Below are 13,318 nucleotides of genomic sequence, written 5' to 3'. Positions count from 1 at the left end.
ACCGCCCACGTCCACACCAGGCAGAGATCATTTACGGGACAGGTCTTAGGTCCGCCGCGGCATCACCTCTCGTCATCCGCGCAGGTCACCCGTCCGACCGAATAACCACTGGACTGAAAGGTCTATTTCACCCACAGGCAAGGAGTGTCCTCTATGGCTCTCATAGGCGGCCCAAATCTAACGTCCGGAAACAGTTTCGGCGAACGAGGCAAGACCGGCCAGCGGATCGATCGGAGGACGCTGCGCCGCATCCTCCCGTATGTATCCCGCTACCGCGGGCAACTGGTGATTTTGATTCTCGCGAGTATCGCCACCGGTGTGATTACCACCGCGAGCCCGCTGATGCTCAAGCTGATGATCGACGACGGTATTGTTCCCAAGAAGATCGAAGTCGTTCTGATGCTGGCCTTCGGTATCGTGTTACTGGCCATCCTCGAGTCGTTTGTTCTCTATGTCGAGGCACGCTGCTCAGGGAAGATCGGCGAAGGTCTGGTCTACGACCTCAGAACCGAAGTCTTCGAGCACGTGCAGCGACAACCGCTCGCCTTCTTCTCGAGAGTGCAGACCGGCGCGCTGGTGAGCCGGCTCAACACCGACATCGTGGGCGCCCGGCAGGCGATCACCCTGCTGCTGACGCAAGCCGTTTCCGGCTTGCTGACCCTGGTCATCGTCATCAGCACCATGATCTATCTGTCCTGGGCGATCACCCTCGTCGCCTTGGCGATGGTGCCCGCCTTCCTCTTCCCGGCCCGCATCATCGGGCGCAAGCTCCAACGGCTCACCCGCGAACGGATGACCCTGGACGGCGAGATGGGCTCGATGATGAGCGAGCGCTTCAACGTCTCGGGAGCGGAACTCGCCAAGCTCTACGGCCGTCCGGCCGCTGAGTCCGCGCTCTTCGAGGAGAAGGCGGGTCGGGTGCGGGACATCACCGCGCTCAACGTGGTGCAGGGGCGCATGTTCTTCATCATCGTCACGGTGCTGACCTCGCTGACTACGGCCATCGTGTACGGCTTCGGCGGCAACTTGGTGATCAGTGGAGCGCTGCAGATCGGCACCCTCGTCGCGATGGTGAGCCTGCTGTTCCGGATGTACGGGCCGATCAACCAACTGTCCAGCCTGCAGATCCAGGTTCTGACGGTGCTGGTCAGCTTCGACCGCATCTTCGAGGTTCTCGACCTCAAGCCGCTGGTTGACGAGAAGCCCGATGCGCATGAGCTGTCCAGTCCTCAACAGTGCGGCATCAGCGGCCGAGACGTCGGGGCCGAGGTCGAGTTCGACCACGTGTCTTTCCGCTACCCGACATCCGAGGAGGTGTCGCTGGCGTCACTCGAGCCCGTCGCCCTGCGCGAGAAGGACCGGGGGGACAGCGCCTGGATTCTCAAGGAGCTGAGTTTCACTGCTCCCGCCGGAAAACTGACGGCCCTGGTCGGTCCTTCTGGCGCCGGCAAGACCACGATCACCCAGTTGGTGCCCCGCCTGTACGAGGCGACCTCCGGCTCGGTCCGCATCGGTGGTCACGATGTCCGGGACGTCACGCTGCAGTCACTGAGCGAAACGGTGGGCGTGGTCAGCCAAGATGCCCACATGTTTCACGACACGATCCGCGCCAACCTGCTGTACGCACGCCCGGAAGCAACAGAGGAAGATCTGATCGAGGCGTGCAGGGCGGCACTGATCTGGGACTCGGTCTCGGCGCTGCCCGAGGGCCTGGACACGGTGGTCGGCGACCGCGGTTACCGTCTCTCCGGTGGCGAGAGGCAGCGGATCGCATTGGTGCGGCTGTTGCTCAAGTCGCCCCCCATCGTGGTCCTCGACGAGGCTACCGCGCACCTGGATTCGAAGTCGGAGGCCGCGATCCAACGGGCATTGAAAACCGTGCTTGTCGGCCGGACCTCGCTGGTGATCGCGCATCGGCTCTCCACCATTCGTGAGGCCGACCAGATCCTGGTCGTGGATGCGGGCCGCATTCGTGAACGCGGCACCCATGAAGAATTGTTGGCGCACGGCGGCATGTATGCGTCGCTCTACCAGACGCAGTTCGCCGAGGGGGTGACTGACACGGACAGAAAGCGTTCCGCCTGATCTGGCGTTCACGAATGACGACAGCGGCACACTGTATGTCCCACGGCGCTCGGTTCGCCACGCGCAGATGTATTCCTGCGAGGTGTTCACCGAAGTGGCGTCGGGTAGGCAGGGAGGTAAACCGGCCCTGCCTACAAGAAGTTCGGCAATCGTGCAAGTGGTTCGAGGGAGTGTTCAACCGGTGCGCAGGCGCGGTTGGACACCCCCGGGCCCGCGCTGTGAAGTACAACCCCGGCCACCGTCGCGAACAGGCTGAAGGATGTTGTTGGCTCCACTCTCTTCGGGGCATAGTGGATTTCCGCAGATCCGCGATGCTCTGCGATACAGGAATGGTCGATCGCGCAGGAACCGATACCCCTCGCTCCGTTCCCCGGAGCGAGGGACATGGTCAGAGTTGTTCGTCCGAGAAAGGACAATGTGGTGACGAATCCGTTCGAAGACCCCAGTGCCGAATACCAGGTCCTCATCAACGAGGAGGGCCAGTACTCCCTCTGGCCGGTCTTTGTCGACGTACCCGACGGATGGACGTCTGTCTACGGCCTGGCAAGCCGAGAGGACTGCCTCGCCTTCATCGAAAAGGCCTGGACCGACATGCGTCCCAAGAGCCTGATCGATGCCATGGCGGGAAAGTAGAGACGCAGAGCGGGATACATGCTTCGGCCCGAAGACGCTGTCCAGCGTCTTCGGGCCGAAGCATGTATCACGCAGCAATTTGCTCTCAGCTTGCAAGGCCCTCGCGGAAGCTGCTATCCGGCTCGGCCAACAGGTCGGCGACAAGGCGCTGCTCGACGTTCCCGCCGGACAGCAGGACACCGATATCGGTGTTGCGCCCCGGACCGGAGGCGTACTTCAAGGCACCGGCCAGGGCAGTCGCGGCCGCCGGCTCTACCAGCAGCCTGGCGCCTATGAGTGCGGCGCGCATGGCCGCGTAGATGTCCTCCTCGGGGACGGTCAGCACACAGGACGTCGCACGGGATGCGATGAGGTAGGGGAGGGCGCCGATACGGTCGGGGCGTAATCCGTCCGCGATCGTGGGGCGAGCCTGCACGGTGACCGGACCGCCCGCTCTGAGGGCTTCAGTGAAGGCGGGCACGGCCTCAGGCTCGGCGCCGATCACGGCGGCACCGTGCCCGGAGGCCGCCAGACAGGCGCCGGCGAGTGCGCTGCCCCCGCCGATCGGTACCACCACGGAGTCCAGACGCACGCCTTCCGAGGCTGCTTGGGCCAGGAGTTCGGCGGTGGCAGTGGCCTGGCCCGCGACCACATGTGGGTTGTCATAGGGATCGATGACGTCGTAACCGTGCAGCCTCCGAAGCTCCTCGACGGCAACCACGCGGTCGGCCAGCGTGGTACCGGCGAAAGTGATGTGGCCGCCGGCCTCCTTGATGCGGCGCACCTTGGAAGGCGGGGCGTCGCACGGCAACACGATGAAGGTGGGCAGTTTGTGGGTGCGGGCGGCCAGCGCGACGGCGATGGCATGGTTGCCGGTGCTCTGGGCTATGACACCAAGACTGCCGTGTGCAGCCAGTGCTTCGACAGCCAGCAGCGCGCCGCGCACTTTGAACGACCCCCCGCGCTGCAGGCTTTCGGCCTTCAGCCACAGACGAGCGCCGCTCGACGCGTCTAGCTGGTCGGAGCGTATGACGGGGGTACGCAGGACCTTCCCGGTCAGTCTGAGTTGCGCGCGGTCGACGTTCGCGCGTGTGAGCCTCGCCAGCGTGGCACCGGTGATGCCACCGCTCCTGTGAGCAGGCATGGGTGTCCTTCCAAGAAAAGCCACTGAGTGATTGCAGACTGTTCACAGCACGGCGCACATTGCGGCGTTGCGTGAGGATGGGTCGAGCGGCGATAAGAGCCTGCTGCGACGAAGGGCGCAGACGCCGCACCCGTGCCGAAACGTCAAATTACTGCGATCACTCTGAAAACGCACGTGTTCGCATCCCGGGGTCCGGGAGAGCGGATCTATTGGTCCGGACTTTTCCTGAAAGGTGCGCAACTGGCGTAAAGGCTTGGTTGAACAGGAGTCAGCGATGATGCTTGGGCCGGCGCCTGTACAGACACCTTCGGTCGGCCCCTTGGATGGACGACGGACAAAAGCCCATGGCAGAGCAGACGTTCGCCGGTGTCAGCTACTCCCGCGTCGCCGGCAGATGGCCTTCCTGAACGGCGTGGACACCTGCCTGGAAGCGGCTGCGCGCGTTGAGGTGGGTGAGCAGTCCTGTCGCGACACGCCTCGCCGTGCGCGGTGAGACCCCAAGCTTCTTCGCGACCGTTTCGTCTGTCGCCCCCTGCGCCAGCAGGTGCAGCGCCGTTACCTGCTGCGGGGTCAGCTCGCCGGGCTGCTGCGTGAGGGGCTGGCCCAGCTGCTGGGCCTGGCGCCACTCACTTGTGAAAAGGGCACACAGGGACGCGAGAAGTCCAGGCGAGGTGATGGCGATGGCGCCCACGCCGGTGTCGTCGCTGTCAGCAGCGATGACGGCAACTCGCCGGTCATAAATGATCATTCGGTTCGGCAGTGAAGGCGTGGTACGTACATGTGCGCCGTGGGACGTCAGCCATTCTGCGTGTTCGATACTGGCTTGGTCGCGGCGAATGCTGTCGAGGTATATCGTGCGCATGCTGACACCGCGTTCCAGCAAATCTAGATTTAGCGGTCTCGAAGCCTGCATATTAGCTCTGGTTTGGGCACCTCCGGTCGCGAAGGTGAGGATTTCTTCCTCGACTTGAGTGGTCATGGCCGCGAGATAATCGCGAATAGAATCCAGGCCACGGAGGTACTGGACCGCCGACTTGGGATCGGAGGGCTGTTCATGAGTGAACTCGGAGATGAGACGCGCTGCGGCGATGCGACCTACTTCGACTCGCTGCTGCAGGGCCGCCAACTCGGCCTGCTGGCGAGCGAGGAGGATCTCCATGCCGAGTTGGGGACTGACGGCATGCACGTGGTTGGGATCCTCAGAAGACACCCGGACCAGGGAGAGTTCGCTGAGCTCGTCCAGTGCGAGCCGCAGCTGCCTTTCAGGCAATCGCAGTCGGTCGCTCAGCTCGGGGGGGGAAGCATCCGGGTGGGCCAGCATCTCCCGGTAGACGCTCTCACTGGTGGTGTTGAGCCCGAGATCTATCAGCATAGAGCCAGATTTCCCATCCCCGTGAAGCTGCCCAGGCAATGCCGACGCAACAGAGCTTTTCCCAGCCGCGTGTACGCGGTCGGGTCAGTACTTGGCTAAGACCTGTCCCGTAACTGCTGGTCACAGGTGAGATGATCTTGCTGTGTCTGGTGTGATCACGGCGTCGGAGCCGTCCTGGATAGCCCCGTTCACCGGGCTGAGCCCGCGTATCTTCGGCAAGCTGGTGACCGCGCTGCGCCGCGAAGGTGCAGATCCGGTCCGCAAGGGCCGCCCGTGGTCTCTTCCGCTGGAGGACCGGGTGCTGCTGGTAGCGGCTTACTGGCGCACGAACTTGACGTTGCGCCAGATCGCCCCTCTCTTCGGTATCTCGAAGTCCGCGGCCGACCGCATCATCGACCACCTCGGCCCGTCCCTCGCGCTGCAGCCCCGCAAGCGGTTCCGCAAGGACACCGTGCTCATCGTGGACGGCACCCTGGTGCCCACCCGCGACCACACCATCGCCGAGCAGTCCAAGAACTACCGGTACTCCACGAACCACCAGGTCGTTATCGACGCCGACACTCGGCTCGTTGTGGTGGTCGGCCGGCCTCTGCCCGGCAACCGCAACGACTGCAAGGCGTGGGAGGAGTCCGGCGCGAAGGCCGCCGTCGGCAAGACGATGACAATCGCCGACGGCGGCTATCCGGGCACCGGGCTGGTGATGCCACACCGGCGCCGCAACGGCGAGGAACTGCCCGACTGGAAACACGCCCACAACAAGTCCCACAAACAGGTCCGCGCCCGCGTAGAGCACGTCTTCGCCCGCATGAAGACCTGGAAAATCCTCCGCGACTGCCGCCTCAAGGGCGACGGCGTCCACCACGCCATGCTCGGCATCGCCCGCCTGCACAACCTCAACCTCGCCGGATAGACGAGCGGTCGGGCTGGTCACCGCCCACGTCCACACCAGGCAGAGATCATTTACGGGACAGGTCTTAGACTAACCGAGGAGCGAGTTGTGAGCGGCGAATTTGCTTCGCCCCGGCTCGGTTCCCCTCATGTACGCCGAAAGCATGGCCGGCACCATGGCCGGAATGCGCCGAGGCTGTCCGGTTTGGGCATGTGATGCCGTGAAGCCGCAGGGTGCTGGGAGGGGTGGTGTGGGCGCGTGTGGCGCCGGCAAGGCTCGGCCGGCCGACACCCAGCAGCGCCCCACGGACGACGTCGTTCAGGGCGACGAGAACGGCGGGGGCGGCCTGGTTGACGGGCATGTCGGTGCCCGTGCAGAGAGTCTCTGCGGCCCGCTTCTCCTGGCCAGGAGGCCGGCTTTCGCGGCGGATGCAGACGACGGTGACTACCGCGTCGCTCAGACCGATCTGTTCCGTCAGCGGCTGGAACTCGCACATTGCGCCGGTCTTGGTGCCAGCCTCGCGGGCGGCCTCGGTCGGCGCGTTCTGATGGCGGACCGCGGAGAAGATGCGGAGGCGGGAGCCGTCCGGGCACATGGCCCCGTGCAGGCATTTGCCATCGCGACGAACACAGCCTATCTGCGCGGGTGTGGCGGCTCGAGGCGGGCGGCGCGCTTGGCGCGACGCTGTTCTCGTTCGGGCGGGCCCTCGAGTGCCGGTGCGCCCGCGGGAACGGCGGCCGACCTCTCGGCCGGGGCGGCCAGGCACTGATGGCCGATGGGGGTCAACTCGCCGTGGCTGACCTTGGCGTGGGCGGCGAGCAGTGTCTTCTCGTCGGGCCGGCAGATGCACCCGACCGGCAGAACACAGGTACATCCGGGGTCGGCCTGGGGGCACTGATCGCAGCGGTGGACCTCACCCACCGCGACGTGGGAGCTGCGGCCTGCCGCGGCCGTTGCGCCAACGCCGGTCGCCAACAGGGCAGCCCGGTGATATTGGACTGCGCGCGGATCCCGAGAGCTCGTCACCTTTGCCAGGACTTGCAGCACCCCCTTGGGAGCGACCGGGTCCGCGCAGACCGGCGAGACGGTCGGACCTGGCGCGTCCGGCGGCGGGGCGGACCTGGAGGAACGTGCTTTTCCTGCATCCGGCCCCGCCAGCGATCACCAGGCCCACATCAGGCAAGCCGGATACCGGGACTGTGATGCTGAAAGCTCGCTCGTTGTCCCGTGGCTGAGCCGCGCCGACTACCCATGCGCAATAACCCTATTCATCCAGTAAAGGTTAGTTTGTGTACCTCGTTCACATTTGCTTGGCACCGCACCCAGAGGGTGCCCCCTTTCCTGCGAGCGTCGCCGGCCTCCTGGCCGGGAACGAGCCCGCTGACGAGTACCGCATTGAGCACATCAGCCTGCATCCCCACGCCCAACCAGGCCCGGTCGTCGGCCTCTTCATACAAGCGGCGAGCCTGGCGGTGGCCGAAGCGGGCGCCGCCAGGGCCTGGCAGCGCGCCACAGCAGCCCAGCCAGCCCTCGCCCAGTGGCGCATGGTGTCTGCGGAGGTCCCGTTGATGCGCCAGGACCCCGACTCCTGATGCCCAAATCACCATGTAGGCGGGGGAATTCAAGCTTCCAAGCTGCGCGCCGGTGGACTGAATGCGCCAAGGCCGCTTTGCCCGTCCGTATGCCCCTTCTGCTTCCCCTGGACTGCGGAGAAGACTCCTCTTCATCGCAGCAAGTCCCGAGCAGATACGGAAACAAAATGATCCGCCAGGTATTTCTCAGCAGCGTTGCCCTTGACGTGTTCTTCCTGGGTGCGCAGTCCGCCTCAGCTGTCGGCACCGCACCATCCGGAGCCGGAACTGGTGTCCAGGGAACCCAGATAGCAGCGACCACCACGGATGGTGCGGGTCCGGACGACAACGGTTGGCAGGGTCCGCCCCCCATGCCGAACGAGGCCACGGATGGTGCGGGTCCGGACGACAACGGTTGGCAGGGTCCGCCCCCCATGCCGAACGGGATAACCGATGGTGCGTGGCTCGCGTGACGCCGGGGTTTCTGTCCCCCGTCCCTTCCGTACGGACCGTCCAGGAGCTGGCGCTGTGACTGTCGAACAGATCGAAAGACCACACTCCCACAACAGTTCCGAATACCTGCTGGCCCTCCGTGACAAGGGACTCAACGACGCCCCGGTGGAACTTGTCTACATCGAGGAACTGCACGTCGCCTCCACCCCGCGCACGGGCGGTGTCGACACCGAGTACACCCGTACCCTCGCCGAAATCGAGTCCGAGCTTCCGCCGATTCTCGTCCACCGCCCCACCATGAGGGTTGTCGACGGTATCCATCGGCTCAAAGCCGCTCAGGCCAACGGCCAAATCCTTATCAAAGTCCGCTACTTCGACGGCGAAACGACCGACGCGGACCTGCTGGCAGTCGCCCTCAACGTCTCGCACGGCCGTCCCCTGTCCACCGAGGACCGCGCCAGTGCTGCTGAACGCATCTTCGCCTCCCACCCCCAGTGGTCCGACCGAGCAGTGGCGTCCGTGGCCGGGCTCTCCGCCCGGAAGGTCGCGGAGATACGCCAGAACGTATCGGGCACCCTTCTGCACACAGACCGAAGGATCGGGCTCGACGGTCGCGCCCGGCCGGTGGACTCCACGCACGGCCGGGAGCTCGCCAGCTGCCTGATCAGAGAGAACCCCACCGCCTCCCTGCGTACCATCGCCCGTGAGGCTGGCATCTCGCCCGCCACCGTCGCGGACGTCCGCAGCAGGGTAATGCGCGGCGACGATCCCGTACCGGCCCGCCAGCGCGGACGCACGGCCGGAGAGCGTTTGGCATCCCCACCCGGCTACCGTTCGCCCCAACAGCGTCCGGTCAGTGCCAGATCCCCTGCCGAGCTCGGATCCCTGTTCGAAACTCTGCGCCGTGACCCGTCGCTGCGGTTCAACGAGACGGGTCGCCATATGCTGCGGATGCTTGACGCCGCGGCCCTCGTGGCTCGAGACCGCAAGCGCATCGTCGAGAGCGTCCCGTCCCACTGCAAGATCCAGATATCGGAGCTGGTCCAAGGCTATGCAGAGATCTGGGAGTTGTTCGCACACGAGTTGAAGCAACACATCGAGGCCGAAAGCGCCTGACAACGAACCTTCGACCTGCGGCATTGGTGTGTCGACACCACCAGCAAACAGTCCGTACACGGACGCCCGCACAGGACGCTGAGCCTCCACCCCACCCCGCCCGGATCGTCACGCCGGCATGTCGCTGAGCGAATGAGGCACACCATGCTGCAATCCGCCGTCGTCATCGGCGCCGGCCTGATCGGCACGTCCATCGCGATGTCCTTGTCGGCCCGAGGTGTCACTGTCTACCTGACCGACCGTGAGCCCATGGCTGCCCTGACCGCTGCCGCGCTGGGGGCAGGCCGAGCCGAGGAGCCGCCGGGCCCTGTCGACCTTGCCATCATTGCGGTGCCGCCCCGGGACGTAGCAGCCACCCTCGCCGAAGCCCAGCGGCTCGGTATGGCCCGGGCCTATACCGACGTGGCAAGTGTCAAGACTCAGACGTTCAACGCGCTCGAGAAGCTGAGCTGCGACCTGCGCACCTACCTTGGCGGGCACCCCATGGCGGGTCGCGAGCGCTCCGGGCCCCTGGCCGCGCGCGCAGATCTCTTCGAGGGCCGAGTCTGGGCTCTTGTGCCTACCGATGAGACGTCAGAGGAGACGTGGCACACAGTCCGCACACTTGTTGATCTCTGCGGGGCATCCCCTCTCGTCATGGCCCCCCGGGGGCATGACCGGGCCGTTGCCCTCGTCTCGCACACTCCGCACCTGGTCGCCAGCCTGATGGCAGCCCGTCTCGAACACGCTACCGAGTCCGAAGTAAGCATGGCAGGCCCGGGTGTTCGGGACGCCACGCGCATCGCCGCCGGCGACCCCAGGCTGTGGGGAGAGATCCTCGCCGCCAATGCCCACACCGTCGCAGACATCCTGAGCGAACTGGCCCTGGACTTGAACGATGTGATCGATTCCCTCAGGGAACTGACCGTCATGGACAAGGCAGAAGACGACCACGACACGAAAGCGCTCATCGGGCTCTTGGACCGAGGCTGCGCCGGCCAGGCTCGGCTGTCACACAAGCGAGGGGCCCCGCTGGGGAGTTACGTCACCGTCTCGGTACTCGTCGGTGACCAACCGGGCGAGCTGGCCCGTCTTTTCACAGACGTGGGAGCCGCAGGCGTCAATATCGAAGACGTCTTCATCGACCACGCCCCCGGCCAGGTGACGGGCCTTGTCGAGATGCTGGTCACCGCCGAGGCGGCGGAGAAGCTCACCCGGAGGCTAAGAGCACCGAGCACCATCATGGCCCGGTGAGCAGGCTCTCTCGCAAAAAAGAGAACGATGGCGCTGTATGCCTGTGCCCAACTGCGGTCGGCTTCAGTTGAACAGGCCCCGACGGGGAAGCGCCGCAGCCCGATCCGTTCAACCGGTCACGGTCGACACGTCCGCCGCGCATTCCTAATGTAGATGGTCCTCACTCATCGCCTCGGCGGAGGACCACATGCCACAACACCCTGCCGGCCGGTGCCAGGTGGGCACCAAACATGTCGAAAGCGTCCACCAACTCACGCCGCGCAGACGGCGCGTGGTGCTCGGCGGTATTGACCTGGAGAACCTTCATTTCAGCCCCTATACCGATCAGTACCTCATGCTCCTCTTCGCGCCGACCGGCATCACCTACCGCGAGCCGTTCGGCCTTGACCACATCAAAGCCGCTTACCCAAACGAGCACTAGCCCCGGCTACGCTTGTCCACGGTCCGGGCGTGGGGCCCCGACGCCTCCGTACTCACCCTCGACTTCGCCCTGCCTGGCCGCCGCGTGGGCCGCAAGGACTGAACCCGGCGATGTCGTGCACTTCATGGGGCCGAACGGCGGCTACATTCCCCAGCCGAGCGCCGACTAAGGGCTGTCCCGTAAATGATCTTCGGTGCGGCCAGGGTGTGATCAGCGGGGGTGGGGACCGCTCTCCTAGCCCGCGAGGTTGAGGTTGTGCAGGCGGGCAATGCCGCCCATGGCATGGTGGACTCCATCGCCTTTGAGGCGGCAGTCGCGAAGGATCTTCCAGCACTTCATGCGGGCGAAGACGTGCTCGACGCGGGCTCGTACCTGTTTGTGGGACTTGTTGTGCGCTTCCTTCCAGGCGGGCAGTTCCTCGCCCTTGCGGCGGCGGTGCGGCATGACCAGGCCGGTGCCCGGATAGCCGCCGTCGGCGATCGTCATGGTGGCCCCGACGGCATTCTTGGCGCCAGATTCCGCCCACGCCCTGCAGTCGTTTCGGTTGCCGGGCAGCGGGCGGCCGACCACCACGACGAGACGGGTGTCGGCATCGATGACGACCTGATGGTTGGTGGAGTACCGGTAGTTTTTCGACTGTTCGGCCACCGCGTGGTCCCGGGTGGGGACCAGCGTGCCGTCCACGATGAGCACGGTGTCCTTGCGGAACCGCTTTCGGGGTGGGAGCGCGAGCAGCGGTCCGAGCTGGGCGATGACGCGGTCCGCGGCGGACTTCGAGATGCCGAACAGCGGCGCGAGTTGGCGCATCGTCAGGTTGGTTCGCCAGTACGCCGCGACCAGCAGCACCCGGTCCTCCAGGGACAGGCCCCACGGCCGCCCCCGCCGCACCTCGTCGGCGCCTTCGCGGCGCAGCGCGGTCACCAACTTTCCGAAGCCTCGTGGGCTCATCCCGGTGAACGGGGCTATCCAGGACGGTTCCGACGCCGTGATCACACCAGCCACACCAAGATCATCTCACCCGTGGTCTACGGGTTGGAGGTGGCTGCTGTCACTGGCGCCCAGTGTCCAAGAGTGCGTCACTTTCCGAGTGGGTCCAGCACTGCTCGGCCAGCATCTCAGCCGCGTCACCGCGGGCGAGGAAGGTCGCCCATGGCTCGGTGCCCCGCCTGCCGAGGCGTTCGATGCGCGCGGCCTCGCGGGACTGAAGGGCGCCCAGCGCCTCGATCACGGCTACGGGCCGTTCCCCGTAAGCGGCACAGAGCGCATGAAGGCGAGCCCGCAGGGTGCTGGAGCCAGTGACCGACGCTCGTCGCTGCTGCTCCAGGGGTCGCAGTGGGACGGCGTACCAGGCGAGTTGGGCCAAGTCGTCGATGGCATGGCCGGGTGCCGCGAAGTCCCAATCGATGAAGCCGGCGAGCTGGCCACCGTCCCAGATCGAGTTCCACGGCCCGAGGTCTCCGTGTCGGATCAGCATGCCTGGCCGCCACTCTTCTTCCTGGCCCTGCCAGTGAGCATCGGCCGGCGGCCGGAAGGTCCGAACGGCATCGTGGTAGCCCCGCAGCCAGCGGCCCAGCTCAGCGACTCCGTGTGAGGAGCGCAGAGCTTCTGGCCAGGGCATGAATGCGGGCTCGCCATAGAGCAACGACAGCACTTCGTCGGCGCCGTCAGTGCCCAACGCGCGCGGAGCCCTGCTGAATCCCACCGCCTCCAGGTGGCTCAGCAGGGCGTGTACGGCAGGTGTCCACACGCCTGTCGGCCTACGGATCGTCGCGCCGATCCGTCGCACTGTCGTGACACTGCCGCGGTCGGTGGAGCCGTCCTCAATCACTTGGCCAGCGTAGTCCGGCTACCTCAGTCGGCGCCTTGAATATCAGCGCGCCAGATCCGCGTCCCAAGTCCGGCTGACAACACATGTGGTTATGTCGCCAGTTACGGGACAGCCCTTAGCATCTGCTCGTAGGAGACGAAACCTCGCTGGCCGCGATCGCTGCCAGCGTCGAACGCCTCCCCAAGGGCGCACAGGCGATTGCCCTGCTCGAGGTGGACAACCCCTCGGAGGAACAAAGCATCGACGCCCCCGCCGCAGCAGACGTCACATGGCTGCACCGCGGTCATCACCCCGCGGGCGCCAGCCTTGTCACAGCGGTGCACAACCTCAGCTTTCCCACGGGGGAACTGCAGGCCCTTGTCCATGGCGAAGCCAACTTCGTCCGCGAGATACGCCGTCACCTGTTGCTCGACCGCGGCGTCCACTGCGGCGACATCTCCGCATCCGGCTACTGGCGTCTGGGCCCAACCGGCGAGCGATGGCGCGCGTCCCACCCACGTGAAACGCCCAGGCCATGACGGAACCGGAGACGCACATGACGGGCACCTCGAGCTGAGGACTGGAGGACAACGGCAGTTGCGGCGCTCAGGTGCG

General features: G+C 65.5%; 12 protein-coding genes. 8 read left to right on the top strand and 4 right to left on the bottom strand.

Annotated elements, in window-relative coordinates; genetic code table 11:
- Positions 1-153: 153 nt before the first annotated feature.
- Together OG584_RS02830 and OG584_RS02825 are read left to right on the top strand one after the other, a co-directional pair.
- On the top strand, positions 154-2,085 hold the full coding sequence (locus OG584_RS02830; RefSeq protein ID WP_405774623.1) for an ABC transporter ATP-binding protein: 1,932 nt from the start codon (positions 154-156) through the stop codon (positions 2,083-2,085).
- Positions 2,086-2,505: 420 nt separating this feature from the next.
- Positions 2,506-2,718 (top strand): MbtH family protein, encoded by a 213-nt coding sequence (locus OG584_RS02825; RefSeq protein ID WP_405774621.1) that lies wholly within the window; start codon positions 2,506-2,508, stop codon positions 2,716-2,718.
- A gap of 85 nt (positions 2,719-2,803) precedes the next feature.
- Here OG584_RS02825 and OG584_RS02820 read toward each other — a convergent pair whose 3' ends face one another.
- Both OG584_RS02820 and OG584_RS02815 read right to left on the bottom strand, forming a co-directional pair.
- Positions 2,804-3,841 (bottom strand): threonine/serine dehydratase, encoded by a 1,038-nt coding sequence (locus OG584_RS02820; RefSeq protein ID WP_405774619.1) that lies wholly within the window; start codon positions 3,839-3,841, stop codon positions 2,804-2,806.
- Positions 3,842-4,214: 373 nt separating this feature from the next.
- Positions 4,215-5,213 (bottom strand): LuxR C-terminal-related transcriptional regulator, encoded by a 999-nt coding sequence (locus OG584_RS02815; protein WP_405774617.1) that lies wholly within the window; start codon positions 5,211-5,213, stop codon positions 4,215-4,217.
- A 142-nt stretch (positions 5,214-5,355) separates the two neighbouring features.
- Between OG584_RS02815 and OG584_RS02810 the strand changes: the two genes are divergently transcribed.
- The 5 genes from OG584_RS02810 (at position 5,356) to OG584_RS02790 (ending at position 10,896) form a co-directional block, all read left to right on the top strand.
- Positions 5,356-6,123: a transposase gene (locus tag OG584_RS02810; RefSeq protein ID WP_405773694.1), complete on the top strand. Its 768-nt coding sequence runs from the start codon at positions 5,356-5,358 to the stop codon at positions 6,121-6,123.
- Between the two features lie 1,289 nt (positions 6,124-7,412).
- Entirely contained in the window at positions 7,413-7,694 is a 282-nt protein-coding gene (locus OG584_RS02805; protein ID WP_405774615.1) for a hypothetical protein, read from the top strand.
- A gap of 507 nt (positions 7,695-8,201) precedes the next feature.
- On the top strand, positions 8,202-9,242 hold the full coding sequence (locus OG584_RS02800; RefSeq protein ID WP_405774613.1) for a transcriptional regulator: 1,041 nt from the start codon (positions 8,202-8,204) through the stop codon (positions 9,240-9,242).
- Positions 9,243-9,374: 132 nt separating this feature from the next.
- Positions 9,375-10,475 (top strand): prephenate dehydrogenase, encoded by a 1,101-nt coding sequence (locus OG584_RS02795; RefSeq protein ID WP_405774611.1) that lies wholly within the window; start codon positions 9,375-9,377, stop codon positions 10,473-10,475.
- A 187-nt stretch (positions 10,476-10,662) separates the two neighbouring features.
- The gene (locus tag OG584_RS02790) at positions 10,663-10,896 is read left to right on the top strand and encodes a siderophore-interacting protein (protein ID WP_405774609.1); all 234 of its coding nucleotides are present in this window, start codon (positions 10,663-10,665) and stop codon (positions 10,894-10,896) included.
- Positions 10,897-11,130: 234 nt separating this feature from the next.
- On the opposite strand, the gene OG584_RS02785 is transcribed toward OG584_RS02790, so the two are convergent.
- Positions 11,131-11,898: a transposase gene (locus OG584_RS02785; RefSeq protein ID WP_405774607.1), complete on the bottom strand. Its 768-nt coding sequence runs from the start codon at positions 11,896-11,898 to the stop codon at positions 11,131-11,133.
- A gap of 46 nt (positions 11,899-11,944) precedes the next feature.
- The gene (locus OG584_RS02780) at positions 11,945-12,724 is read right to left on the bottom strand and encodes a phosphotransferase (RefSeq protein ID WP_405774605.1); all 780 of its coding nucleotides are present in this window, start codon (positions 12,722-12,724) and stop codon (positions 11,945-11,947) included.
- A 122-nt stretch (positions 12,725-12,846) separates the two neighbouring features.
- On the opposite strand from OG584_RS02780, the gene OG584_RS02775 reads away from it, so the two are divergent.
- Entirely contained in the window at positions 12,847-13,242 is a 396-nt protein-coding gene (locus OG584_RS02775; protein WP_405783843.1) for a siderophore-interacting protein, read from the top strand.
- Positions 13,243-13,318 lie beyond the last annotated feature (76 nt).

The organism is Streptomyces sp. NBC_00859 (genome assembly GCF_045161865.1).
Classification (GTDB): Bacteria; Actinomycetota; Actinomycetes; order Streptomycetales; family Streptomycetaceae; genus Streptomyces.
This window is presented reverse-complemented; position numbering and strand designations above follow the sequence as displayed.